Annotated in this window: 27 protein-coding genes; 25 read left to right on the forward strand and 2 right to left on the reverse strand. The window is 49.0% G+C overall.

The features are described 5' to 3' along the window. Positions 1–5 precede the first annotated feature (5 nt). From IPL17_RS25135 to IPL17_RS25250, 24 genes are all read left to right on the forward strand, one after another. A complete protein-coding gene (locus IPL17_RS25135; protein WP_345309836.1) occupies positions 6–401 on the forward strand; it encodes a response regulator in 396 nt (131 codons plus the stop codon). Positions 402–693: 292 nt separating this feature from the next. Beyond that, positions 694–1,452 (forward strand): flagellar biosynthetic protein FliR, encoded by a 759-nt coding sequence (gene fliR, locus IPL17_RS25140; protein WP_345309837.1) that lies wholly within the window; start codon positions 694–696, stop codon positions 1,450–1,452. Between the two features lie 9 nt (positions 1,453–1,461). Then, the gene (flhB, locus tag IPL17_RS25145) at positions 1,462–2,553 is read left to right on the forward strand and encodes a flagellar biosynthesis protein FlhB (RefSeq protein ID WP_345309838.1); all 1,092 of its coding nucleotides are present in this window, start codon (positions 1,462–1,464) and stop codon (positions 2,551–2,553) included. A gap of 13 nt (positions 2,554–2,566) precedes the next feature. After that, positions 2,567–4,657 (forward strand): flagellar biosynthesis protein FlhA, encoded by a 2,091-nt coding sequence (flhA, locus tag IPL17_RS25150; protein WP_345309839.1) that lies wholly within the window; start codon positions 2,567–2,569, stop codon positions 4,655–4,657. A gap of 8 nt (positions 4,658–4,665) precedes the next feature. Beyond that, on the forward strand, positions 4,666–5,895 hold the full coding sequence (locus IPL17_RS25155; RefSeq protein ID WP_345309840.1) for a hypothetical protein: 1,230 nt from the start codon (positions 4,666–4,668) through the stop codon (positions 5,893–5,895). 13 nt (positions 5,896–5,908) lie between these two features. Continuing rightward, entirely contained in the window at positions 5,909–6,436 is a 528-nt protein-coding gene (locus IPL17_RS25160) for a hypothetical protein (protein WP_345309841.1), read from the forward strand. A 3-nt stretch (positions 6,437–6,439) separates the two neighbouring features. Further along, the gene (locus IPL17_RS25165) at positions 6,440–7,198 is read left to right on the forward strand and encodes a FliA/WhiG family RNA polymerase sigma factor (RefSeq protein WP_345309842.1); all 759 of its coding nucleotides are present in this window, start codon (positions 6,440–6,442) and stop codon (positions 7,196–7,198) included. After that, positions 7,191–7,610: a hypothetical protein gene (locus IPL17_RS25170; protein ID WP_345309843.1), complete on the forward strand. Its 420-nt coding sequence runs from the start codon at positions 7,191–7,193 to the stop codon at positions 7,608–7,610. Before IPL17_RS25165 ends, IPL17_RS25170 begins: the two co-directional genes overlap by 8 nt. Continuing rightward, positions 7,607–8,365 carry a flagellar hook-basal body protein gene (locus IPL17_RS25175; RefSeq protein ID WP_345309844.1) on the forward strand — a complete coding sequence of 253 codons (759 nt, stop codon included), beginning with the start codon at positions 7,607–7,609 and terminating at the stop codon, positions 8,363–8,365. The genes IPL17_RS25170 and IPL17_RS25175 overlap by 4 nt, the downstream gene beginning before the upstream one ends. 14 nt (positions 8,366–8,379) lie before the next feature. Continuing rightward, positions 8,380–9,123 carry a flagellar hook basal-body protein gene (locus tag IPL17_RS25180; protein WP_345309845.1) on the forward strand — a complete coding sequence of 248 codons (744 nt, stop codon included), beginning with the start codon at positions 8,380–8,382 and terminating at the stop codon, positions 9,121–9,123. Positions 9,124–9,187: 64 nt separating this feature from the next. Continuing rightward, positions 9,188–9,484: a flagellar biosynthesis anti-sigma factor FlgM gene (gene flgM / locus IPL17_RS25185; RefSeq protein ID WP_345309846.1), complete on the forward strand. Its 297-nt coding sequence runs from the start codon at positions 9,188–9,190 to the stop codon at positions 9,482–9,484. Between the two features lie 23 nt (positions 9,485–9,507). After that, entirely contained in the window at positions 9,508–10,023 is a 516-nt protein-coding gene (locus IPL17_RS25190; protein WP_345309847.1) for a flagellar protein FlgN, read from the forward strand. An 11-nt stretch (positions 10,024–10,034) separates the two neighbouring features. Beyond that, positions 10,035–11,456 carry a flagellar hook-associated protein FlgK gene (flgK, locus tag IPL17_RS25195; RefSeq protein WP_345309848.1) on the forward strand — a complete coding sequence of 474 codons (1,422 nt, stop codon included), beginning with the start codon at positions 10,035–10,037 and terminating at the stop codon, positions 11,454–11,456. Between the two features lie 17 nt (positions 11,457–11,473). Continuing rightward, positions 11,474–12,481: a hypothetical protein gene (locus IPL17_RS25200; RefSeq protein ID WP_345309849.1), complete on the forward strand. Its 1,008-nt coding sequence runs from the start codon at positions 11,474–11,476 to the stop codon at positions 12,479–12,481. 69 nt (positions 12,482–12,550) lie between these two features. Then, positions 12,551–12,838, forward strand: a complete 288-nt coding sequence (csrA, locus tag IPL17_RS25205; protein ID WP_345309850.1) for a carbon storage regulator CsrA — start codon at positions 12,551–12,553, stop codon at positions 12,836–12,838. A 298-nt stretch (positions 12,839–13,136) separates the two neighbouring features. Continuing rightward, entirely contained in the window at positions 13,137–15,347 is a 2,211-nt protein-coding gene (locus IPL17_RS25210) for a chemotaxis protein CheA (RefSeq protein ID WP_345309851.1), read from the forward strand. Positions 15,348–15,366: 19 nt separating this feature from the next. Continuing rightward, positions 15,367–15,975, forward strand: a complete 609-nt coding sequence (locus IPL17_RS25215; RefSeq protein ID WP_345309852.1) for a chemotaxis protein CheC — start codon at positions 15,367–15,369, stop codon at positions 15,973–15,975. Positions 15,976–15,977: 2 nt separating this feature from the next. Next, entirely contained in the window at positions 15,978–16,475 is a 498-nt protein-coding gene (locus IPL17_RS25220; protein ID WP_345309853.1) for a chemotaxis protein CheD, read from the forward strand. A 17-nt stretch (positions 16,476–16,492) separates the two neighbouring features. Continuing rightward, positions 16,493–16,852 (forward strand): response regulator, encoded by a 360-nt coding sequence (locus tag IPL17_RS25225; protein ID WP_345309949.1) that lies wholly within the window; start codon positions 16,493–16,495, stop codon positions 16,850–16,852. A gap of 7 nt (positions 16,853–16,859) precedes the next feature. Beyond that, positions 16,860–17,963 carry a chemotaxis response regulator protein-glutamate methylesterase gene (locus tag IPL17_RS25230; RefSeq protein ID WP_345309854.1) on the forward strand — a complete coding sequence of 368 codons (1,104 nt, stop codon included), beginning with the start codon at positions 16,860–16,862 and terminating at the stop codon, positions 17,961–17,963. Between the two features lie 27 nt (positions 17,964–17,990). Continuing rightward, positions 17,991–18,785, forward strand: coding sequence for a protein-glutamate O-methyltransferase CheR (locus IPL17_RS25235; protein WP_345309855.1), 795 nt, complete (start codon positions 17,991–17,993; stop codon positions 18,783–18,785). Between the two features lie 10 nt (positions 18,786–18,795). Further along, positions 18,796–19,638 carry an HDOD domain-containing protein gene (locus IPL17_RS25240; protein ID WP_345309856.1) on the forward strand — a complete coding sequence of 281 codons (843 nt, stop codon included), beginning with the start codon at positions 18,796–18,798 and terminating at the stop codon, positions 19,636–19,638. Positions 19,639–19,681: 43 nt separating this feature from the next. After that, positions 19,682–20,215 (forward strand): chemotaxis protein CheX, encoded by a 534-nt coding sequence (locus IPL17_RS25245; protein ID WP_345309857.1) that lies wholly within the window; start codon positions 19,682–19,684, stop codon positions 20,213–20,215. A 34-nt stretch (positions 20,216–20,249) separates the two neighbouring features. Further along, the gene (locus tag IPL17_RS25250) at positions 20,250–20,771 is read left to right on the forward strand and encodes a chemotaxis protein CheX (protein WP_345309858.1); all 522 of its coding nucleotides are present in this window, start codon (positions 20,250–20,252) and stop codon (positions 20,769–20,771) included. Positions 20,772–20,894: 123 nt separating this feature from the next. Here IPL17_RS25250 and IPL17_RS25255 read toward each other — a convergent pair whose 3' ends face one another. Beyond that, on the reverse strand, positions 20,895–21,377 hold the full coding sequence (locus tag IPL17_RS25255) for a hypothetical protein (RefSeq protein ID WP_345309859.1): 483 nt from the start codon (positions 21,375–21,377) through the stop codon (positions 20,895–20,897). A 207-nt stretch (positions 21,378–21,584) separates the two neighbouring features. Here IPL17_RS25255 and IPL17_RS25260 point away from each other — a divergent pair, with 207 nt between their 5' ends. Continuing rightward, entirely contained in the window at positions 21,585–22,496 is a 912-nt protein-coding gene (locus tag IPL17_RS25260) for an FkbM family methyltransferase (RefSeq protein WP_345309860.1), read from the forward strand. 114 nt (positions 22,497–22,610) lie between these two features. On the opposite strand, the gene IPL17_RS25265 is transcribed toward IPL17_RS25260, so the two are convergent. Continuing rightward, positions 22,611–23,537 carry an FkbM family methyltransferase gene (locus IPL17_RS25265; RefSeq protein WP_345309861.1) on the reverse strand — a complete coding sequence of 309 codons (927 nt, stop codon included), beginning with the start codon at positions 23,535–23,537 and terminating at the stop codon, positions 22,611–22,613. Positions 23,538–23,680 lie beyond the last annotated feature (143 nt).

Consider the following 23,680-nt stretch of genomic DNA (forward strand, 5'->3'; position numbering starts at 1 on the left):
CCAATATGAAGCGAGAAACCCTTTCAATCCTTGTGCTCGAACCTAATATTTTGCAATGCCAGCTGATTAAGTTGGCTTTGATCCGCCACGGCATGAACCCGATCATCTGCAATCAGCCGGCCGCTCTTCGTCAGCAGTTGATCCAGCATCTCCCGGATGTGCTTCTGGTGGATACTTATTTGCCCGGTCAGAATGGATTGGATCTGATCAGTCAACTGAATGCTGAAGTTCTTCTAAAAAGGACCAAAGTATTTTTCATCTCATCCATGGGTTTTCCGGAGATCGTTCAAAAAGCGGCAAAGATGGGCGCCAGCGGCTTTTTGGTAAAACCCTTGAATCCTGACCTGATGGCGGCGCGTATTTTAGGCTGCTTTGGGCGTTCTGGCGAATTAACCAATTGATCTGGAGGCTTCTGGAATAGCAGCATAAACATTTTGATCGGATATATTCATCGAGGAAGATCAATAAACAGAATGATTCCATTCCTGAAGGTTCTTTGAGCTTTTAGGAATTTTCATTTATCCCCTAAAAATTTAGGGGTCAATTGCTGGGCAGGTTGAACGAAAATAAGCCGAATTTGGGTTGAAATTTTTTACGCCATATTTAGTCTGGCTTCACATCACATTTACAGACACAAAAGGGGGAATCAGGTATCATTTTTTTAGATACGCTGTGTTTGGAAAAATAAATTTTATGACAATCTCCGTCCCTCAGGCACAATTATTCTTCCTGGCTTTTACCCGTATTATGGCAATTATTATTCATGTGCCGGTATTCGGGGGGCAGAATATTCCGACCCAGGTTCGGATCGGGCTCGGGTTTGCGCTCGCCATGGTGCTGTTCCCCTGGCAGCCACTCCCGCCAGATGCGGTAACGATCGGATCTCTGTCTTATGGGTTGGCCATTGGCAGGGAGATCATCATCGGCACATTGGTTGGTTTTTCCGCAGATCTTGCTTTTGGAGCTATTCAAATGGCCGGATCAGCCATGGGGATGGGCAGCGGTTTTGAATCCAGCCGAATTTTCAACCCGGCTTTGGGCGAGGCCGGCTCGGCGTTTGACCAGATTTTTGTTATGACGGCTTCCATGATTTTCCTTTTGATCGATGGCCATCACCTGGTTTTGATCGCTCTGCACAATACGTTTACTGCCGTTCCATTGAATGGCAGTCTTCCATTCAATGGAATGGAAATGATCATGAAAACAACTTCAATATTTATTGCCACTGGTGTTCATTTGGCTTTGCCTGTCATGGCGGCTCTGGTTTTAACCGATCTTGGCCTGGGTCTAATGGCGCGAGTGGCGCCTCAGGTGCAAGTCTACTTTTTGGGTCTGCCAGTCAAGGTGGTTGTGGCAATGATCGCCATGGGGATGACCTTTGCCGTTATTCTTCCGAATCTGACAACTTTATTCAAGTCCATGATAGAAAACATGCTTTTATTTGTGGAGTAATCAAACGACATGGCAGATACAGATAATAAAACTGAGGCCCCAACCAGTCATCGCCTTCAAGAAGCCCGCGATGAAGGCCAGGTGGTACGCAGCCAGGAATTGATTTCAGCATTCATTATTGTAATGAGCGCGCTCCTGTTGCGGGGACCGGGCAAAAACATGGCGCTGGCTTTTCAGGGACTTGTGACGAACCTGATCGTGGAACTTCCAGGGGCAAATGTCACCGTTGAATGGCTCAGAGGAACTGCTATTTCCTTTGCGCTGCAACTCTTGCCATCCTTTAGCTTTATCGTCGTCGGTCTGATGCTGACCGGTGTGGTGGTCACTCTGGCGCAGACCCAATTTTTATGGGCAGGCAAAAAGATCGGCTTTGACTTCAAACGCCTGAACCCGCTTGAAGGGTTTAAACGGATTTTTTCATCGCACGGTCTTTTTGAGGTGCTTCGATCCTTACTTAAGTTGGGCTGGGTTTCGTGGATCGCCTACGGTTTCCTGCGCTCCAGCTTTGTTGAAATGATCGCATTTAACCAGTTTGATCTGCCAAATGCTGTGAGCAAGTTTGCCGAGATGTGCATTTCACTCGCCCTGCGGGTGGGCGGCATGTACCTGATCCTCGCGGCTGCTGATTACGCCTACCAGCGCTGGGATCTTTACAAAAACTTGAAGATGAGTAAAGAGGAAATTAAACAGGAACACAAACGCTCGGAAGGAGATCCGTTATTGAAAAGCCGCATCCGCAGTATGCAGCGCCAGATGGCGCGCGGACACATGATGCAAAATGTCGCCAAGGCCACTGTTGTCGTGACCAACCCAACCCACCTCGCGATCGCGATCGAATATCATGAAGGCATGCGGGCTCCCAAGGTATTGGCCAAAGGACCTTATCGAGTGGCTGAACGGATCGTTAAACTGGCAAAAGAAAACCACATCCCTGTCGTCCAGAATATTCCTGTGGCGCGCGCTATTTTTAAAACGATCGATATTGGCCAGGAGATATCCTCGGATCTATATCTGGCAATGGCTGAGATCCTTGCCTATGTTTACAAAATTCGCGGAAAAGCCCCGCTTAGCCCGCGAACACCTGAACCGCAACCTATTTAACTGGAAATAGAAAATGACTATCACAACAACTGCACCGAGAAGCCCGATTATCGCTGCGCTGCAAAGCCTGCTGCGCTCAAAAGATATTGTCATGGCGCTCAGCTTGGTGATCCTGGTTGGCATGCTGCTGATCCCATTGCCGGCTTTCCTGATCGATCTGGCGGTCGCCCTCAGTATTGCAGTTTCGATCGGCATCGTCCTGATGACAATGTTCATCAAACAACCGATGGAGTTTTCCGTTTTCCCGACTGTGTTGCTGTTGATCACGTTGTTTCGTCTCGGCATAAATGTTTCAGTCAGCCGCTTGATCCTGTTGAGCGGGGATGCGGGGAAGATCATCACCACATTTGGCAACCTGATCGTTGGCGGGAATTACGTGGTCGGTGTGGTTATCTTCCTCATTTTGATGATCATTCAATTTACTGTGATTAACAGCGGTGCGGGACGCGTCGCCGAAGTTGCTGCGCGTTTTACGTTGGATGCCATGCCTGGTAAACAGATGGCGATCGACGCCGACCTCAACGCGGGACTGATCGATGAGCAGGGTGCGCGCCAGCGCCGCAAGTTCATTGAATCAGAAGCAGATTTTTACGGCGCGATGGATGGTGCCAGTAAATTCGTCAAGGGTGATGCGATTGCGGCCATCATCATTATGGTGGTTAATATCGTTGGCGGCTTTGTCATTGGTGTCTTGCAGCGCGGAATGCCGCTGGTGACAGCCTTGCAAACTTATGTTCTGTTGACCATTGGTGCAGGATTGGCCGTTCAAGTGCCTTCCTTGCTGGTTTCCGCCGCTTCTGGTTTGATCGTGACCCGTTCAACTTCTGAATCATCCCTGGGAACGGAAGTCTCCTCTCAAATATCGAATTTCAATGTTCTGGCAGTCGGCGCGGCGGTCGTTGCCATGATGATGCTCGTGCCTGGTTTGCCTCCGCTTCCCTTTGGACTGGTAAGTTTTGGACTCGGCGTTGGTGCCTTTCTCGTTAATAAGGAGCAAGCCGCCGCCACCGCAGTTGAAGAGACCGCTGCCCTGCCCACCCGTCCCTCTGAGCCGGAAACCCCTGAGCAAATGCTGGAAATGGTCGTGGTGGATCCGATCGAATTGGAAATTGGCTACAGCTTGATCCCGATCATTGATGAAGACAGTCAGGACAGCCTGCTGCGCCGCATTACCGCCATCCGCCGTCAGATCATGAATGAAATGGGATTAATTCTTCCCGTCGTTCGAATTCGCGATAACCTGCGCCTGCCGCCACAGTCATACCGCATAAAAATCCGCGGGCAGGAAGTGGCTTTCAATGAGATCATGCTTGACCGTCTGCTCGCCATCCCCGGTTCGGACATTGAAGAACCGCTTCAAGGCACGCCCACCTCTGAACCCGCTTTCGGATTACCCGCCATCTGGATCAGTACCTCCGAACAAAATCAGGCGGAACTGAAAGGCTACACAGTAGTGACTCCGCTCTCTGTTTTATGTACGCACCTGACAGAGATCGTTCGAAGTCATTCATCTGACCTGTTGAGCCGCCAGCTTGTGCAGGAAATGCTTAACCAATTGCGGCAAAGGAACCCGGCTTCTGTGGACGGGGTTGTGCCTGAGATGCTCAACCTTGGAGAAGTCCAGGCTGTGTTGCGCAACCTCCTGCGGGAACGCGTCCCCATTCGCGACCTGAGCGGGATCCTGGAAGTTTTGGCGAATAACGCCAGTATGACCCGTGATCCGCAGATTTTGGCGGAGGCCGTGCGCCAAAGCATGGCAAACACGATCTCCAGTCAATACAAAGATGAGAACAATACTCTGCATGTGTTTACACTCGCTCCGCAGCTGGAAGCCACACTGCGTTCTTCTCTGGTGTCTTCCGAGGGCAGCCCAGGGTTCCAGCTGGACGCGACGTTAGCCCAGCGGATCCTTGTGAAGATCGGTGAACAAATGGAATCTCTGGCGCAATTGGGGCATATCCCCATATTGATTTGTCCGCGTGAACTGCGCCTGGCGCTTCGGCGTCTGGTTGAACAATCATTGCCCAATTTGATTTTTATGGCTTTTTCCGAAGTGGGCAGAGGCTTGAAAGTAAAAGCCCACGGCATTGTTAAAATGGATTAGAGGTTAATATGATCACAAAAACATTTAAATCCGATACGACAATAAAGACATTGCAGCTGGTACAGGAAGAATTGGGTCCCGATGCGATCGTGGTTTCCATGCGTGAGATACCGTTTGGCCCTGTGTGGAATCCGTGGAAGAAAAAAAATGTGGAGATTGTCGCGGCCAGCGCACATCCGCTTCCACAGAAATCCGCCCCAAAGGCGGCTGTTCCGCCGTTGCCTGTCATGATCCCGTCAGAAAACAAGATCGGGGTTGAATTTATCGAGGAAAGGCCTGAAATTGAATGGGTGGTAGGACCGGAAAAACTCATGGCCGAAAAGCCTGTCAAGCGTCCTGCCAAACTAAAGCTTAATTTGGACCCGGTTAAAGATGAGATCCCTGCGGCAGAGAAAACGACGCCGCAAAAAGCAGCAAAAAACATACAGACAGTTGCAAAGCACTTGCCTTCCTCCTTGAAGCATATCCATCAACAATTAACCATTCAGGGTGTGGATCCTGTATTGATCGATGGCTTGGTTGGTGTCGTGCTGGAAACGATCAGCCCAACTATTCTTGACGACCCTGAAACCGCTAAGAAATATATCGCGCAACTCCTTGGCGCAGAGTTGCGTGTCCAGCAGGGCGCGGGAAAATATGTTTCCAATAATGTAATTTGTCTGGTGGGTGCGAGCGGCAGCGGCAAGACTAGCACAATTGCAAAACTGGCGCTTTTCTTTAGCCAAAACTTGAAAAAAAATGTGATCTGGGTTTGCGCAGACACGGTCAAAATGGGATCCATTGCTGAAGCGCGCGCTTACACGGATGCCATGGGATTTAAACTTGAGCTGGTTTACACCCCGGAAGATATGAAGGAAATTCTGGGAGATCCACAGCCGAATGATCTATTCTTGGTTGATACGCCAAGCTATAACCCATGTAATGAAAACCAGATGACTGAGTTGGGAAAATTGCTTGCGGAAATTCCAAAACGCTGCACCTATCTGGTCGCGCCGGCAACTACCAAAGAGACAGACCTGATTCAAGCTTCTGCTTCACTTGGGATCTTCAGCCTGGATGGATTGATCATTACGAAGTTGGATGAGACGCATACTTTTGGCAGTGTCTATAATTTCGTCAGAAAGAATCAGGTTCCGCTTGGTTTCTATACAACCGGCAAGGAAGCCTCCCGCCACCTCGAAGTAGTCGATCCCGCTCGCCTGGTATCGGCCTTGTTTGGAAGAGAATGGAATAAATAAAGGGAATTGAGTCATGGCAGAAATTGAAAAAATTCCCGAACAGCCGGCGCCTGCCAAACCAGTTACCGCCAAGCCGGTGCGTACTAAACCGGTTCGCGTAAAACCGGCTAAACAGAAAAAGAAAGAAAAGGTGGCTGACACTTTTTTTCTACCTGTACTTGTTGAGTTCACCTATACATTTTCAGTTATTATTTTAATTTTATTGTTTTTGACAGTGGTCAGTGTTTCTGTACTCACAGGCACAAAGTTGATCGATATTTTTTTCCGCACAACCGTTTCCATGCTGGTGGTTGGTAGTCTGCTTTTAATGATTTCACGTCAGATCTCCATGGATGTGTTGAGCGCGAATATCACTGAGAAAGAAGAAAAAGAGAAGAAAGAAAAAGAACGTCTTGAACAGGAAAAGCTGGAACAAGCTGCCGGAACGGAAATGGCAGAGGAAAAATACGAAGGACGACAAAGCCAGGAACAATTCGAAAATATCGAAGGATTTGAAACCAATGAAGAAGTTGAACTTCCAAGCCTGGCAGAGGTGCAGTAAATCATGATCATGCAAATGGAAACAGCGGATACGTTCGAAGAATTTTTCGCAAACCGTTCACCAGAACTTAGGGAAAAACTGGTGCTGCAGTCTGTGCCTTTGGTTCACTACCTTTTGGCGCGTATGGGAATTACCCAGGAAAGAGGAAGCGATTACGAAGACCTGGCTCATCAGGGCTTGATGGGTTTGATAGAAGCGGTCGATCGCTTTGATCCGAAATTTAATACGCGTTTTAGCACCTACGCGAGCTTGCGTATTCGCGGGAAAATTTTGGATTACCTGCGCACTGCGGATTGGATGCCGCGAACAGCCCGAAAACGATCCCGTATGATCCAGAAATCTGTTTCAACCTTGTGGTCCCAGAATTCCCATGAACCCACTGAAGAGGAAATTGCCGCTCATCTTGGGATCAATGTCGAAGAGGTTCAACAAGGACTGGCCGACTCCAATCGGATCCTGGTTTCATTGGACATGATGATGGACGGCGGTGATCAGAATCAGGATGGCTCCATATATGAACGTTTCAGTGATGAAAAGCAAACCAATCCTTCGGAAGTATTTGAAAAAGAAAGCTTGATCGAAGAAATGTCCGATGCCATTCACAATTTGTCAGAACGTGAACAAGTGGTCTTGTCTCTGTATTACAACGACGGATTAACATTTAAAGAAATAGGAAAAGTGTTGGATATAACCGAGTCGCGGGTCTGCCAGTTGCACGCCCGTGTGATCCTTTCCTTGAAAGCGATGATGGCCAATGACTAATATTCCCAAAGTATCCCTCGAAGATTCATTATATGTCCTTCAGTTGGCGCGCGAGACAGCTCTGGCGCAGAACCGTCAGGCGCAAGCCAAGCGTATGATGCCGGTGGTGGACGAGATGCGCAGCCTGGTTACCAATCCAGCGCAGACAGCTTCCATTCCGCCTTCATCGGGTGTGATGGGGCAGTCGGATTTCAAAACCCTGCTGAATGTTACCCAATCGCGCGTCAATCAGGCGCCGACAGTTGATTCAACCGCCGCAGTCATGGATCGAAACCGATTGATCGGCGCGATGTCCGAAGCCAATATGTCCGATGTGGATATCGCCCGTCAATTCAGCATCACTCGTGAAGAAGTCCAGCTGGTGTTGAATGTCCAACAAAAAAATAAAGTTTATGGAGGCGGATTAAGATGATAAAAGGCCTGTATTCGGCAGTCTCTGCCATGGTGATGAACGCTGCCCGTCAGCAAGTCCTCAGCCATAATATCGCGAACCTGCAAACGCCCGGCTTTAAGCAGGTGCTTACCACGGTCGAAGATTTCATGCAGAACCAGTCTGTCTATACATCAGAGAACTCATTAAATCAATCGGTCGATTACATCGGTACGTTGGGACTGGGTACCCAGATCGGAGCCGAATATATAGATTTTGAACAGGGCGCTTTACTGGATACCGGTAATCCGCTTGACTTTGCACTGGAAGGCAATGGCTATTTCCGTGTAAAAACCCCCGATGGAAACCGCTACACCCGCGATGGGCGCTTCCTGCGGGACGCCGATAATACCCTGGTCACAATAGAAGGCTTTCAAGTGCTGGATGATGCCGGTCAAGCCATCCAACTGCCGGACGGCGATATCTCGGTCGGCCCTGACGGCGCCTTGAGCGTCAACGGGACCGCCGTCGCCCAGCTGGGGATCGGCGTTTTCGCCAACCCGGATACAGACCTGCAGCACACCGAAGGTAATTTATTCACCGGGCCGGCCGCATCCACCAGTCAGGACGCGCCGCGGGTGGTGCAAGGCTACCTCGAAGGATCAAACGCCAATCCATCGCAGTTAATGACACAATTGGTGGAAGTTGCCCGTTCGTATGAGGCGGCCCAAAATATTGTTAGAAACCAGGATGAGCTTTTGGGTCGAACCATCGCTTCCCTGGGACGGATCGGCTAGGATAAGGAGTTAATATGTCATCTTCCCTTTTTCACACACTTAATATTTCCCGCCAGGATATCCTCAGCCGCATGTCGGATCTGGATGTGACCAGCAATAATCTGGCCAATGTCAATACGGCAGGGTACAAAGCCAGCCGGTCCAACTTTCAAGAGATGCTTAACCAGCAGCTTAATGAGGGCTCGCTCCTGAAAAATACTCAGATCCTGACCGCGCAGGGCAATTTGCGTGATTCCACCAATTCGCTCGATTGGGCAATTCAAGGCGAAGGTTTTTTTAGCGTAACTTTGCCGGATGGGACAATTGGGTATACCCGCGACGGGCAGTTCGGTGTGGATGCAGAGCTTAACCTGGTAACGGCCAGCGGTTACCCCCTGGTCTGGGACGGCACGATCACCGAAGGAATGTCAAACATCAACATCAGTTCTGAGGGAAATGTGACCGCTTTTGATGAAACAGGCGCCAGTGTGGCGGTTGGCACCGTTCAGCTGACTCGTTTTCCCAATCCAAGCGGTGTCACCAGTTACGGCGAAAATATTTGGCTGGAATCAGACGCTTCTGGCGCGGCTGTGGCAGGCGCGGCCGGGTCCGAGAATTTTGGAACGATTAGCGGCTATCGCGTCGAACAGTCTAATGTGGACCTGGCGCAGGAAATGACCCACATTATCACCCTGCAGCGTTCTTTCAGTATGTCCATCAAGGCCTTCCAGCAAACTGACACGATGATCTCCCAGGCGATCAACATCCGCAAGGCATAATGTTTTCAGAAAAACTGCCGATAATGGTAATATGAGTTTATATACCTAGCAGGAGAAACTACCTATGAAAATTGAAAACAACAATATGCTGCCCCTTTCTGCCAAACCCGCAGAAGTTGCCAATCCGGTCGAGAAGAAGGAAGATCTCAACGAGGCTGCCTCTGTTCGCTCCGGGCAGGATCGGGTGGAAATGTCAGATAATGCGCGCTTGTTAGCCAAAGCCCGAACAGCACTTGGAAATGTCGAAGAAACTGACTCCGAACGCCTTGTTATGCTCAAGGATCAAATTGCGAGCGGAGATTACACAATTAAGGTCAGCGAGCTCGCCAGAAAGCTATTGGCGACCCTCCAGCCGAAATAATATAAACTCAAAGGATTTCTGCTATGGTAGCCGATAAATTCATCATAAATAGATTCGAACTGGAACAGGTACTTGTTCAACAATTCAGGTTATTACAGGAATTAATCGAATTATCCAAAAAAGAACGTGCAGCACTATTAAATGAGCCCGAGCTGGTGCCTCAACTTGTGGAAGACAAGGAAGTTTTGCTCGATAAGATGGGTTTAATGGAAGATAAATGCCGTCAGGTGATCCAGGAATTTTCCATTTCTCTGGGCGTCCATCTGGAAAATACCTCCATCCAGGCTCTTTTGCCATTTTTTAAAGCAGAGGATGCGAATCGCATTAAGAACCTGTCAGAAGGAATTTACAGCCTGGCCGGCCAGGCGCGTGAAATAAACCACGCCAGCCAGGCCATTGCCGTCACCAAGTTGGATTGGCTTAAGGCCACGCAATCATTTTTGATCAGTATGTTCCAGCCAGAATCAGGCTACCGATCTCCAATGAGCGGGACACACCAGGAACCAGCAACGGGTCTGGGTGTTGAGTTTCGCGCTTAAGGAATTTACCGATGCCATCTCTTTCCTCGATCTCAACATCACTACAGGCAGTCCTGACCCAGTCTCAGGTGATGGAGATTATCCAGCACAATGTCGCCAATGCTAGTACGCCTGGGTATCGCCGCCAGTCCGCGATCCTGACTGCGGCAGTGCCCACAACTTTAGGCGGTTCAGAGTTCATTAACCGTGCCGGGCAAAGAGGCGGCAGTGTTACCATCGCGCGGGTTGAACGCTTCAACCTGGCGTTTTTTGACGGACGTTTTCGGACCATCTCAGCCGAGGCAAAAAACTGGGAATCCCAAAGTGAAATCCTCAATCAGTTGGAAGCGACGCTCGCGGAAACCTCCGAGGATGGCTTGCTTCCAAAGTTGGACCAGTTCTGGAAAGGCTGGCAGTCACTTTCGAGTGACCCGACAAATAACAGCTTACGCAGCGTTCTTTTGGATGATGCCAGTTCGCTGGCAACTGCTTTTAACCGTCGGGCGGAGCAGATCAACCTGTTGCGCAACGATCAGAATTTGTCCGTTTCCAGTCAGGTGGACGAGGTCAATTCCCTCGCCGATCAGGTTGCCAAGCTGAATGCCGAGATTTCGCATGTATTATCGGTGGGGGAACAACCCAATGACTTGATGGACAAACGCGACATGGCGCTTGATCAACTCGCCAATTTGACCGGCGCAGTTTCAACCGAGCAAAAGAATGGTGAAATGGTGGTTTCCATTGGCGGGCATGTTTTGGTTGTAGGGCATGATGCCTTTAAACTCCACACCCAGACAAACACCACGGCACCTAACGTTGGCATGTCAGATGTTTACTGGAGTGATGGCCAACAGATGATCCCAACCAGCGGCTCACTAAAGGGGACGCTGGAAGCCCGCGATAAAATTTTGGTGGGTCAATTAACCGGACTAAATTCCCTGGCAAGTGAGTTGACATCACAGGTAAATACTATTCACCGATCCGGCTTCGATATGAACGATGTCGCCGGCAAGGATTTTTTTACAGTTACAGCAGGTTCCGAGGCGGGCACCATCGCAGTTAACACTTTGCTGGATGCCGCCGGGGTCGTTACATCCAAAAACCAGTTTGAACCTGGAAATAATACGGTCGCTTTGGAAATGGTCGCATTAAAAAATTCCAAAATAGCAGCATCTCCTTTTAATGGAGATGTCACTTTGAATGAATATTACAACACTCAGATAACAAGCCTGGCAGTGAGCACCCAGCGCGCCATTGATAATACCTACCAGCATGGATTGGTGGCCAAAGCCTTGAGCGACCAGCGCGAATCGGTTGCAGGCGTAAATCTGGATGAAGAAGCTGCGAACATGGCGAAAACTCAGAAGGCATATCAGGCGGCCGCCCGCATGTTGACCACGATGGATGAACTGCTGGACCTGGTCATTAATCGAATGGGATTGACCGGTCGTTAGGATGATGAGGAGCAGGCATGAGAATTACTAATCTGATGATGATGAACAACGCCATCCAAAATATGGCGGACGGTCAGGAAAAGATAAGCAAACTGAGAGAAAGGGTTGCAACCCAGAAGCAGTTTCAGACCGCTTCTGAAGATCCAGTTCATGCTTCAGCCAGCCTCAGTCTGCGTTCCAATTTGCGGACGCTTGAAGCCTACGCTGATACAGCCGCAAGCACAAATAACTGGATGAACACCACCGATTACGCCCTAAATCAATTGGAAGAGATCGGAGTGCAGGCGTCGAACATTATCTTGCGCGGGCTTAATGATTCTCTGTCTGGAAGCGAGAGATATACTGCATTAAGAACTGAAATGCTGGGACTGATCGATAAGGCGGTTGAACTCGGCAATTCTTCTGTGAACGGTCAATTCATTTTTTCTGGATATCAAATTGATCAGAAACCATTTGACTTGACAGACTATGTAGCTGCAGACCCGGTGAATGAGTTGCCTTATACAGATTATCAGGGAAACACATTTATTCCCAAAGTCCTGAACTATCGTGGAGATACAGGCATCATGCAGCGCACCTTGGGGCCAGATCAAACTGTTCCCATGAATGTTCGCGGTGATCAGGCTATTCAGCAGTTCATCGAAGATCTGATTGTAGCCAGCAATGCCTTGACCCAGAACAATATCCATCTTCCCGCCCCCGTACCTGCGGTGCCAACTCCTCCTGCCGTTCTTCCTCCCGCCATGCCTACTTTGCAGGAAGCATTGACTAGGGTAAAATCTTCATCGGACATTGTGAATCAATATCGCACATCGAATGGTGCGCGAATGCGTCAGGTCGATTCGGCGTCGAATTTCCTGGAAACGGTCAAGATCGAAACCAAAAATTTGCTTTCTCAAAAAGAAGACACCAATATGGCGGAAGGGATCGCCCTGCTGACAAACCAGCAAACCACCTTCCAAGCCGTTTTAGAGGTCAGCCAGCGGGCTATTTCAGCGCTCACACTTTTTGATTACATGCAATAACTCCCGTCCCAGCGAAACACCTTCCAGCGCCAAATATCCTGAATATCCTGGTACGTGGAGTGTGTGAACATGCTGGTAATATCACGCAAAGTGGATGAGAGTCTATTGATTGGGGATACGATCGTTGTAACCGTGCTTGCGATCGAGGGCGACCGGGTTAAGATCGGGATTAACGCTCCGCGCGAAACCATCATATTAAGACAGGAAATTTACCAGGCAGTCCAGGATCAAGTCAAGATTCAAGAATTGATGGCAAAAGAAACTGAATCTGAGACATTTGAACAGCTGCGAAAACTGCTGTTGTCTGAAACTGAAAAAGAAAATGAAAAACAGGAAAAAAGTGAAGATACTCCCTGAACTTTCGAATAGAATAAAACGATAAAACCAGGTGCGCCCTTATATAAAGGGGCACTTGGTTTTTTATTTTAAGGAATGCGCTCAATTTATATCGACAGTGGTGGAACAAGACTGGGTCATGCGGAGGGATAAAAAATGACATTTTTTGGAGGGGGGTGTTGGTGGTTCGTGGATATGTACTTTAGCCATAAATAAATTTACCCGTTTTTTGGTTTCTCTTTACGGATGATTTACTGCATAAGACGGGGTTGTGTGCTATCTTTTGTCAGCAGGAAAATTGAGGATATCGGAATAGTCTATGGAAATCATTTTTGACATCAGTGAAGAAGAGTTGCCGGTTTTTCTAGCTGAGGTGGATGAACATTTGCAAGTTTTGGATGATATTCTGATCCGCCTGGAGCGGGAAGAACCTGATTCCGAACTTATTCAAACTGTGTTTCGATCCGCCCATACCATCAAAGGTATGTCCGGCATGATCGGACACAAGCGCATGACAAATCTCACCCATACGCTTGAAAATATACTGGATGGGGTCCGCAAAAACAGCATCCCGATATCGAAACAATTATTTGATCTTTGTCTGGAAGCTGTTGATCATTTGCGCCTGCTTCGGGATGAAGTGGTCACATCGCAAACTTGCGATGTGAATATTGATGAAATGGTGACGGCGCTTAAAGATTTTATAGAAAACGTAAAAAACGAAAACCTGCAGAAAGCTCAAGAAAATACCATTTCAGATGCTTTGTTGGAGGAGAATGTTCTTGCAAGGCAAAAGATCGAAACCCAGATCGATGCGATCATTGCCGGTGCTGGAATTTCTGATTCGCAGAGTAGCCCCCATAACGTTCAAGATAAGATCGACGCGCTCATTACCAGCGCGCCGGATTTGGAGTGCAGGCCGCTTCAGATCCATGCCAGAATCGATCCGAGCAGCATCTCTTCTGCGGCGCGCGCTTTTCAATTAATGATGGCGCTGCAGGATATGGGGGACATTCAGTCGATGGAGCCAAGTCAGGCGCAGATTGAGACATCCGCCTCTGTCAGTGTCTTTACAGCTGTTGTCAATACATCCTGGTCTGTTGAAATGGTCAGATCTGCCTTGGCCAGGATCTCTGATGTGGATGAGGCTTCCATTGACGGCGTGATCGTTATCGCGAATGGATCCGTTGTGATAGAGCCTCCCCAGCAGGCCCTGCCCGACCAGCCAGAACCGCCAAAGGTTCCAGAGAAAGTGGAAAATACCCCCGCCCTGCCTGTTAAGACCCCGACCGCTGCTGTGCCCGCCGTTTCATCGAATGATAGGCGCGCTTCCACGCCCTTTGGCAGGCGCAGCGCTGATATGACCATTCGCGCGAACGTGGAGCGTCTGGATAACCTGATGAACCTGGTCGGCGAATTGATCACCGATCGGAACCATTTAAAGAAAATCCACAGCCGTGTTGCGCGCAATAACAGCAATGACGATCAGATCGCTGAGACGATCACGCATTTGGGGCGCATCACCGACCAGCTTCAGGAAGAGGTCATGCACATCCGCATGCTGCCGATCTCGAGTTCCTTCGGAAAGTTCCCGCGCATGGTGCGCGATATGTCGCAGAAGATCGGCAAGCCCATTGATGTGGTCATCCACGGCGAAGAGACTGAAATGGATCGTTCGATGATCGAAGAGATCAACGACCCGTTGATCCACCTTGTCCGTAACTCTGTTGACCACGGTATCGAATCTCCAGAAGAGCGCCGCGCTGCCGGAAAACCGGAGCGGGGCACAATCACCTTGACCGCCCGCCACGAACAGGGGCGCATCATCCTGACCGTTGAAGATGACGGCGGCGGCATTGATGGAGAAAAGCTCCGCAAGAGCGCCGTGCAAAAAGGCCTGATCACTGCCGAGGAAGCGGCCGCTTTAACCGAGGACCAGTCCATTGACCTGATGTTTATGGCGGGTCTTTCGACCGCCCAAAAAGTCACTGATATTTCCGGACGCGGCGTCGGTCTTGATATTGTCAGCACGAATATTCAGCGCGTAAATGGTTCCATTCAAGTGGAGACCCAGATCGGCCGTGGTACGCAGTTCAAGATCGTTCTGCCGCTCACACTTGCCATTGTGCCCGCTTTGCTGGTCAAGGTCGCTGATGCCACATTTGCGATTCCCCTGGTGATGATCACGGAAACCCTGCGCCTTGAGCAACGTGAAATAAAATATATATCCCAAAAACCCGTCACAGTGTTGCGGCAGAGTGTGCTCTCCCTGATCAACCTTTCGGATATTTTCCACTCCCAACAGGGTGACGACCAGGGCAGGAATATTTTTGCCGTGGTCGTGCAATCGGGCAAACAACGGGTTGGCTTGATCGTCGACTCTCTGGTCGGGGAAGAGGACGTTGTTGTGAAACCCCTGGGCGGATTCATTGGCGACATTCCTGGAATCTCAAGCGCGGCCATTCTTAGCGAGGGCCAGGTCGCTTTGATCGTTGATGTTTTTGGTTTATTCAAGCTGGCTGGAATTTAAAAAGGAAAGGTGCTCGACTATGAACGATATCGCCCCGTTTGATCAGGACTTGTTGGAAATACTGAAAACCATCGCCAGTGAAGGCATTAAGAATGCGGCGCACGGATTTTCGGGCATGATCGGTCGTAAGATCGAGGTCAGTAACCCGGCACTGCGGCTTGTGCCCTTGTTGACAATACCGGAACTTGTCGGCGGGCCGGAAGACGATGCGGTCGGCATCTATTTGCGCTTTGAAGGCGATATGGTTGGGCAGATCATGATGATCATGCCTTATCAAAAAGCCATGGAATTGGTGGACCTATTAATGGATATTCCCCAGGGAACCACGCAGCATCTAGGCTCGATCGAAAGGTCCGCGCTCGGTGAATTGGGGAACATGTGCGGTACATTCTTCCTGAATTCCCTTGCGAAGCTGGTGGGAGCCAGCATCAAACCCACCCCCCCGGCTGTGATGGTTGATATGGTTGGGGCGATCCTCGATATCGTTGTCGCGACATCCGGCGGCATCAGCGACCAGATCTTGTTGATGCAGGCCAATTTTATGGATGGTGTCCGCAGTGTTGAGGCGAATTTCTGGGTCATCCCGGACATGAACGCGCTCCAAAATTTGCTTAAGAAGAATTCTTAAATATGAAGAAAGATCCGATAAGCCTGGGATTAGGTGAACGCGCCATCAGCCGGAACCCGGATGATGTGCTGGTAGCCTATGGACTGGGCTCATGCCTGGGAATTTCAATGGTTGATCCGAGTACGCGGGTTTCCGGACTACTTCATGCCGTACTTCCTGGGGCGGCGAATGGAGTCTCATCGAATGATCCCGTCTCTCAAAAATATGTTGACACTGGAATTGTAGGATTGCTTGAGGCTGTGGTTAAGGAAGGCGCGAACAAGAACAGGCTGATCATTCGTATCGTTGGAGGAGCCAATATGTTAATCGCGCCAGGGATGGCAAATGCTTTTGATATCGGGACACGCAACATGGAAACTGCCCGTAAGACTTTACAACGCTTGAATTTAAAGATCACTGCTGAGGAAGTGGGCGGACATACCGGGCGCACTGTTCATGTTTATGTTGCCGATAGCCGCGTGACTGTCAGGGTCATCGGCGAAAAAGAACGAGATATCTAGAACCCCAAGAGGAGTAAATTATGGCAAAGATTTTGGTTGTGGATGATGCTGAATTTCTGCGAGTACGGTTGACCAAGATGCTCGTATCAGACGGTTATGAAGTCTTGCAGGCTGAGAACGGTCTGGTCGCCGTGAACACTTATAAAGAGACCCGTCCGGATGTTGTCTTGATGGATGTGACCATGCCGGAAATGGACGGGTTGGCGGCGCTTAAAGAAATTATCGGTTTTGATGCCAAGGCGCGTGTGATCATGCTGACTGCGCTGGGTCAGGAATCGGTTGTGCTGGAAGCCGTCAAATCAGGCGCGCGCGATTTCATTGTAAAACCCTTCGAACATGAACGTGTGATGAAAGCAATTACAAAACTTCTGGCATAATCAAATTATGGCAGACAAGGTAGTGTCTCAGGAAATTACAAAATCGCCAAACCCGGTGCGGGTGATGGTGGTGGATGATTCCGCGTTTATGCGCTTTGCCATTACCCAGCAGCTCAACGCGGATCCTGATCTACAGGTTGTCGGCACGGCAAGTAATGGCAAGGAAGCTCTCCTGCTCATTCCGCAAATGAAGCCGGATGTGATCACACTGGATGTGGAAATGCCGCATCTGGACGGATTGTCGACTCTGCGCGAGATCATGAAGAATTTTCCGCGCCCGGTCATCATGTTCAGTAGTTTAACCAAGGAAGGTGCTGCTGAAACGATCCAGGCGCTTATGCTTGGCGCAGTCGATTTCATTGCCAAGCCGGACAACCGTCTCGATATTCGCTCTGAGATGGGCGATATTGCCGTCAAAATAAAGCAGGCTGCCAAAGCGAAGGTCAAATCAACGACCGCGATCGCATCACGAAAACTACCTTCAGATTCACCCAAATCCAGTAAACCAGAAAAGCCTGTACGCCCTTATCGCAAGAACACACCCGTGATCCTGATCGGGTCATCCACAGGCGGACCGGGTGCTTTAAATGAAATTATCCCCGCTTTACCCGCAAATTTATCTTCACCAGTTATGATTGTACAGCATATGCCAAGCGGATTTACACGCTCGCTGGCTGAACGTCTTAATTCGATTTCCCCGCTCAAGGTCAAGGAAGCCGAGCCGGGCGATCAACTTATGGTCGGGCAGATATTGCTCGCGCCCGGCGGTTTTCACATGATCCTGGATGACAACGAACAGGTCGTGTTGAATCAAAAACCAACTGTGCACGGGGTACGTCCTTCCGTGGATGTGACATTAAACTCTGTCATCCAGCGCTTCGGAAAGAATGTGGTCGCTGTGATCCTGACGGGAATGGGCAGTGACGGCACTCTTGGCGCGAAAATTCTGCATAGCGCCGGCGGACATGTCATTGCCGAACATGAGAGCACTTGTGTGGTTTGGGGGATGCCGCGCAGTGTGGTCGAGGCTGGCGCGGCCAGTGAAATTTTGCCGCGTCCGCAGATCGCCAAAGCCATTGAGGCTGCGATCCGAGACATGGTCATTAATTAACTTTTATACTAAGCAGGATTAAAAAATATGGATGCAAGTGATTATACTCAGGTCAAAGCTTCGATCAAACGCTCGTTTAATATAGATCTCGATCATTATAAAGACGAGCAGATGAAACGTCGCCTGGATTCATGGCTGGTGCGCGTTCATGCGGATACCTGGAAGGATTATTTTCAGTTACTGACAACTGACACAACTGAGCTTGAACGTTTTCGAAATTATCTGACGATCAATGTTACTGAATTTTTCCGCGACCCCGCCCGCTGGGACCTGGTGCGTCAGGACATTATTCCTCATCTGATTAAAAACGCCAGGGAAAACCCTCTCTCCAGGGAATTGAAAATATGGAGTGCCGGCTGCTCGATCGGGACAGAACCCTACACTCTGGCGATCCTGATGGAAGAGGCATTTCCAAATCAAAAATATTCGATCCTGGCTACGGACCTTGATCGCGGTGCGCTGGTCAAAGCCAGGGCGCGCGGACCGTACACACAAGAGGACATCCGCAATCTGACCCCGGCCCAGCGCAAGAAATACATCAGCGCCGCCGCTCCGTATCATGCCAGCGAAAGTTTACAAAAGAACATCCGCTTTCAGGAACAGAATTTAATCACGGACCGCTTTGACGCTGGTTTTGATCTGATCGTTTGCCGGAATGTTGTCATTTATTTTACGACCGAAACAAAAGATGTTCTTTATGCAAAATTCAGCGCGGCGCTGCGTCCCGGTGGTGTCTTGTTCGTGGGCGGCACGGAGATCCTCTCAGGAGCCGCGAAATTCGGCCTGCAAAATTTTGGCATTTCTTTCTATAAGAAACTATGATGGATGAATGATGAAATATTCAGTTGATCAGCTTATTGCAGAGGCTGGCAAGCTGCCTCCCATGCCCCAGGCGGCCCTGAAGGCGCTTGCGCTTATCCGCTCGCCGGACTCAAGCGCTGCCAATCTGGCAAGTGTCATTGGGACGGATCAGGTTCTAACCACGCATGTGCTGCGCTGGGCCAATTCCGCGTTTTATGGAATGGAAAGCCGCATCGCGACCGTGCAGCAGGCCATCGTTGTTCTGGGACTGGATATCGTGCAGGAATTGATTATGAACTATTCCCTGTCCGACCACCTGAACAAACCCCTGCCCGGGTATATCCTGCCGGGCGGCGAACTCTGGCGTCATGCGCTTGGCACTGCCATCGGCGCGAAGCTGATCTCGAAACGATTCCGGCTGAAGATCGATGATGAGGCGTATTTTGCCGGTCTGCTATGTGATGTCGGCAAGCTGGTGTTTGAAAAACTTTTGCGCGAGACCGATGTTAATCGAATAGAATGGGGGCAGCATTCCTTTTTGGAAATGGAACGTGATAACTTTGGAGTTGATCATGCCATGCTGGGAGCGGAGATCGCCCGCCGCTGGCAGCTTCCCGAAAGCCTGGTGACAGCGATCGCCCATCATCACGAACCACAAATGGCGCAGAACCATCAACTTCTGGCGGCCACCATACACGTTGCGGATGTGTCCATGATGATCCTGGGAGTTGGAATCGGGGTCGATGGGCTGCGCTACCCCCTTGAGGAAAGCGCCCTGAAGCGCCTGGGCATGACCTGGGAAGATCTGTTCCATCACGTTGAGCAAGTAGCTGAGCAATTAACCAAGGCAAAGGAATTAATCAATCTTGGTTGAAATTCGGTCAGGCTTTATGCTGACTCCTGGAGGTAGAAAATAAGTGGATGCAAAACTGTTAAACCCGTTTATTCAAGCTGCGGTGGATGTGTTGAAGGCGGAAGTGGAAGCGAATGTTTCCCGCGGAGAGATCTCTCTGCAAAAATCCTCGCTCACTTCCGATGATATTACCGTGTTGATCAATCTGGTGGGGGATGTCTATGGTGTTGTGATGTACGGGATGCACACTCCCACCTGTCTGAACCTGGTTTCAAAGATGCTGGGGCAGGAGATCACTGAACTTTCCTCTCTTGCACAGAGCGGTGTAGCCGAACTGGGAAACGTGATCAGCGGACGTGCGACGATCAGATTTTCAGAGGCCGGGTATGTGTCGAATATTTCCACCCCAACGGTTGTGAATGGGAATGGCATCGAGATCTCCACGCTAGGCTTCCCGCGTATTGTGGTGCCTTTGGTCACTCAATACGGCACATTAACGGTTCACATCGCATTAAGGGAGAAGAACCCGGGCGAGCCGGCCATCCCGGACGCATTAATATCACTGATCAACGACCCAAATTCCCAAAAGGGTTCCTGATGTCATTCGTCAGTACGGTGAACTGGAGAAAATCATGAATGTTAAATTTTTAAATCCCTTTGTTGATGCAGCCCATGATATCTTGAGCTTTGAGACGCATCAATCCGTTCAGCGCGGGGACCTGCGCCTTGACGCTGGATCATATCAAACGGATGATGTGACCGTGATCATTTCGCTGATCGGCGCTGTAGATGGTACCGTTTTTTATAGCATGTCAAAAGACGTGGCCGTGGGACTGGCTTCGGTCTTGATGGGTAGTAAATTCGACTCTTTGGACCGCCTCGCCCAGAGCGGGATCGCGGAACTTGGCAATGTCATTACCGGGCAGGCCAGCATGAAACTGGCTGCGGCGGGCTATGAATCGAATATTTCCACGCCTTCCCTGATCATCGGCAAGGGCGCAACCATATCCACGCTTGAGTTTCCGCGCTTGATCGTGCCGCTGGTTACTACCATCGGTCCATTGACGATCCACCTTGCCCTGCACGAAGGCGTTCAATCCAGTTTAAAGACGCCCCAACTTCAGACCCCGAAAGTGGATATCTTGAAGAAGTAGACCGCTTAACTGAAAATAAAAAAGAGACCTTTTCTGCTGACATGGTTCGTCGGCAGGAAAGGTCTCTTAATATTCCAAAATAACGCCAGGAATGAGCGCGGAATTTATCAGGTTCAGTATGGATTAAGGCTTCAGGGGAGAGAAAACAAAAGGGAACCCCGGGAAAACACCAGGGGAAAAAAAAAAGGGCCCCCCCGCGCCCAAAAAAAAAAATGGAACGATCCCGGCACAAGCCACTCCGTCCTTGGGCGTGCTGATCGATTCTGTTTTCCAGGGAGTCCCGTCCAGGATAATATTGCAGGTGATTTCCCCGGTCGCGGTCGGGTTTGACGCCGTGAGATAGACTGTCACGCCGCTTTTGATCTTTATGCTTTTCGACCAGGGCGCTGTCACGGTGGTCGATTTGAAAATATATTCATCCCCGCTCTTCAAGGTGATCAGCGCAAAACCGCCGGACGCTTCGACTTCAAATCGAACCATGCTGCTGGTCTTGCTGGTCTTTGTTGCGCCCAAATAGTTCAACAGGATAAAAGCGCCTGCCAATAATGCAAACACAAAAATAATTTGAAGCGCATTTTTCTGACTGTTTGACAGGTTGTTTAACATGGGCTGACTCCTTCTTGAAAAAGGATTATATCAATAAAGATTCGACAAACCGATAATTCATGTCAGTATTTCGGAAAAGCATAAACGCGGCATAAATTTCATGAGAAGCGTCTCCTTTTTACATCATTTTTATCAATTAATTATTCATACGTTGTTATACTGCGAAGTAATGTCCTGAATGATCAGATTGAAATCAAAGAGAAACCGATGAGCAAACGTAATTTCAAACACAACATAAAACCAATCATCCAGCCACAAAAAACACTCCACTCACGACTGTTGGTAAATAATTATGTTGCAATAAAGCAATGCCGCCATGGGCTTTTCATGTACAACTTAAATGACTTGTTTGTAGGGCGCGGGATGGATATTTACGGTGAATGGTGCGAGGCGGAACTTGATTGTTTGGGACAAATATTAAAAAGCGGTGATGTGGTCGTAGATGTTGGCGCGAATATCGGTACGCATACGGTTTTCTTTTCCCAAAAAGTTTCCCCAGGCGGGTTGGTTTATGCCTTTGAGCCGCAGCGGATCACTTTTGAATTCCTGTGCGCCAACCTTGCCTTGAATGGTCTTCTTAATGTTGTTCCTCTGCAGAACGGCGCGAGCGACCTGTCTGGCGAAATAGTAGTACCAGTATTAAATCCTGCTATAGCACAAAATTTTGCGGCTCTAAAAATTGAAGGCCACGCTGCTGGAGATTTTGTAAAAGTGCAGCCGCTGGACACACTGGGATTAAAACGCTGTAACTTGATCAAGATCGATGTGGAAGGAATGGAGCTCAAGGTTTTAAAAGGAGCTGAGAAAACCATCAGGGATTGCCGCCCGTTGCTGTTTGTTGAAAATAATGATCGTAATGGCGACCCGGAGTTGGTGCAAGCCTTGTTTGATCTTGGCTACAATTGTTGGTGGCATATTGCTCCCTATTACAATCCAAATAATTTCTTTCATAATGCAGAAAATGTCTGGGAAAATATTGTTCCTGAGGCGAATATGATTTGTGTTCCAAAAGAATCTGCACTAAATGTTAATGGTTTTGAGCCTGTGGTCAGTGTCTCTGACACCTGGGTACAGGTAGTAAACAGGCTGGGCTACTTAAGTCGTAATGGCACACAATGACATAAAATCAGTTCAGGTATCGCGAACGCCCCAAAGCCCGGATAAAATGGATCGAAAAGTTCACTGTGTTGAGCTTGTGCTGCTTTTGTGGAGAGGGATGGAAAGTTAAAAAGATCAGGCGATCAAGCCCTGGCGCCTTAGCGCTTCAACCCAGGTATCGCCGGATTTTACAACGGGTTCAAGTCCATTAACTTTTATACTATTTTCTTGCGGCACACAGACCATATTGGAATCTGGAACAAGATTAGCCCATATATTATCTGGGTTGTGAAAGTGGTTATTCTGATTGTAATGGTGTGCTATTTTCCACCAACAGTTGTAACCCAAATCGTATAGTTTTTGGACAGTTTCAGGTGATCCTTTTATGTTGTTGTTCTCGACAAAAAGGAAAGGCCTGTGAGTTTTGATCGTATTTTCTGCCCCCTGTAACACTTTTAACTCCATACCCTCAACATCGATCTTTATTAAATTGCAGCGCTTTAATTCCAAAGAGTCCAATGTTATTATTTTTATAATATCGCCGCTTGAGTGATTCTCTAGACTGACAGCTCCAAAGTTTTGAACTACAGTTGGATTGAGCAATGGGACTGAAAGATTTCCATTTGTTTCACCAGCTCCCACCTGCATGGGAATCACGTTCACTAAACCGTTTAGCGCCAGATTTGCACATAAAATCTCAAAGGTAAACCTTTGAGGCTCCAATGCATAAACTATTCCGCCTGGCGATACTTTTTTTGCGTAAAACACGGTGTGATTGCCGATATTGGCGCCTGCATCCACTACTACATCACCGGCATGCAGTACCTGCCCTAATAATTCAACATCAGACCATTTTGCTTCTCCGTATAGATCCAGTCCCCGTCCGCCGATCAGGTCATTGACGTTATACATCATCATACCGATGCGGCACTCTTTTATGGCCGCGTACCCCCCTTGTACCAGGCGCGGTTTGATTTGAGGCGCGGATCGGTGACCGACTGTGTTCTGTATTCGAAGGGGTGTTTTTTTGTCATGCTTTAACTTTAAGCTTCTTTTGCTCATAATGCGCTCTCTGCAAATTCGATATGCTGGCACATCATAACAACCAATGCATTCATATGTAATAAAAAGATCGTAAAGATAACGCCTATTATTTTTTACTTGTGTTTTACGATTGTTATCTTTCGTCTCTGATAAGATACGGT

This window comes from Candidatus Villigracilis saccharophilus, from assembly GCF_016711665.1.

What these genes read in the sequence shown, in the direction of transcription:
- csrA (WP_345309850.1), top strand. Translation starts at nt 12,551, where the DNA reads ATGCTGGTAATATCACGCAAAGTGGATGAGAGTCTATTGATTGGGGAT.
- IPL17_RS25165 (WP_345309842.1), top strand. Translation starts at nt 6,440, where the DNA reads ATGATCATGCAAATGGAAACAGCGGATACGTTCGAAGAATTTTTCGCA.
- IPL17_RS25260 (WP_345309860.1), top strand. Translation starts at nt 21,585, where the DNA reads ATGAGCAAACGTAATTTCAAACACAACATAAAACCAATCATCCAGCCA.
- flgK (WP_345309848.1), top strand. Translation starts at nt 10,035, where the DNA reads ATGCCATCTCTTTCCTCGATCTCAACATCACTACAGGCAGTCCTGACC.
- IPL17_RS25235 (WP_345309855.1), top strand. Translation starts at nt 17,991, where the DNA reads ATGGATGCAAGTGATTATACTCAGGTCAAAGCTTCGATCAAACGCTCG.
- IPL17_RS25190 (WP_345309847.1), top strand. Translation starts at nt 9,508, where the DNA reads ATGGTAGCCGATAAATTCATCATAAATAGATTCGAACTGGAACAGGTA.
- IPL17_RS25175 (WP_345309844.1), top strand. Translation starts at nt 7,607, where the DNA reads ATGATAAAAGGCCTGTATTCGGCAGTCTCTGCCATGGTGATGAACGCT.
- IPL17_RS25250 (WP_345309858.1), top strand. Translation starts at nt 20,250, where the DNA reads ATGAATGTTAAATTTTTAAATCCCTTTGTTGATGCAGCCCATGATATC.
- IPL17_RS25255 (WP_345309859.1), bottom strand. Translation starts at nt 21,377, where the DNA reads ATGTTAAACAACCTGTCAAACAGTCAGAAAAATGCGCTTCAAATTATT.
- flhA (WP_345309839.1), top strand. Translation starts at nt 2,567, where the DNA reads ATGACTATCACAACAACTGCACCGAGAAGCCCGATTATCGCTGCGCTG.
- IPL17_RS25210 (WP_345309851.1), top strand. Translation starts at nt 13,137, where the DNA reads ATGGAAATCATTTTTGACATCAGTGAAGAAGAGTTGCCGGTTTTTCTA.
- IPL17_RS25160 (WP_345309841.1), top strand. Translation starts at nt 5,909, where the DNA reads ATGGCAGAAATTGAAAAAATTCCCGAACAGCCGGCGCCTGCCAAACCA.
- flgM (WP_345309846.1), top strand. Translation starts at nt 9,188, where the DNA reads ATGAAAATTGAAAACAACAATATGCTGCCCCTTTCTGCCAAACCCGCA.
- IPL17_RS25170 (WP_345309843.1), top strand. Translation starts at nt 7,191, where the DNA reads ATGACTAATATTCCCAAAGTATCCCTCGAAGATTCATTATATGTCCTT.
- fliR (WP_345309837.1), top strand. Translation starts at nt 694, where the DNA reads ATGACAATCTCCGTCCCTCAGGCACAATTATTCTTCCTGGCTTTTACC.
- flhB (WP_345309838.1), top strand. Translation starts at nt 1,462, where the DNA reads ATGGCAGATACAGATAATAAAACTGAGGCCCCAACCAGTCATCGCCTT.
- IPL17_RS25180 (WP_345309845.1), top strand. Translation starts at nt 8,380, where the DNA reads ATGTCATCTTCCCTTTTTCACACACTTAATATTTCCCGCCAGGATATC.
- IPL17_RS25215 (WP_345309852.1), top strand. Translation starts at nt 15,367, where the DNA reads ATGAACGATATCGCCCCGTTTGATCAGGACTTGTTGGAAATACTGAAA.
- IPL17_RS25240 (WP_345309856.1), top strand. Translation starts at nt 18,796, where the DNA reads ATGAAATATTCAGTTGATCAGCTTATTGCAGAGGCTGGCAAGCTGCCT.
- IPL17_RS25265 (WP_345309861.1), bottom strand. Translation starts at nt 23,537, where the DNA reads ATGAGCAAAAGAAGCTTAAAGTTAAAGCATGACAAAAAAACACCCCTT.
- IPL17_RS25230 (WP_345309854.1), top strand. Translation starts at nt 16,860, where the DNA reads ATGGCAGACAAGGTAGTGTCTCAGGAAATTACAAAATCGCCAAACCCG.
- IPL17_RS25155 (WP_345309840.1), top strand. Translation starts at nt 4,666, where the DNA reads ATGATCACAAAAACATTTAAATCCGATACGACAATAAAGACATTGCAG.
- IPL17_RS25200 (WP_345309849.1), top strand. Translation starts at nt 11,474, where the DNA reads ATGAGAATTACTAATCTGATGATGATGAACAACGCCATCCAAAATATG.
- IPL17_RS25135 (WP_345309836.1), top strand. Translation starts at nt 6, where the DNA reads ATGAAGCGAGAAACCCTTTCAATCCTTGTGCTCGAACCTAATATTTTG.
- IPL17_RS25220 (WP_345309853.1), top strand. Translation starts at nt 15,978, where the DNA reads ATGAAGAAAGATCCGATAAGCCTGGGATTAGGTGAACGCGCCATCAGC.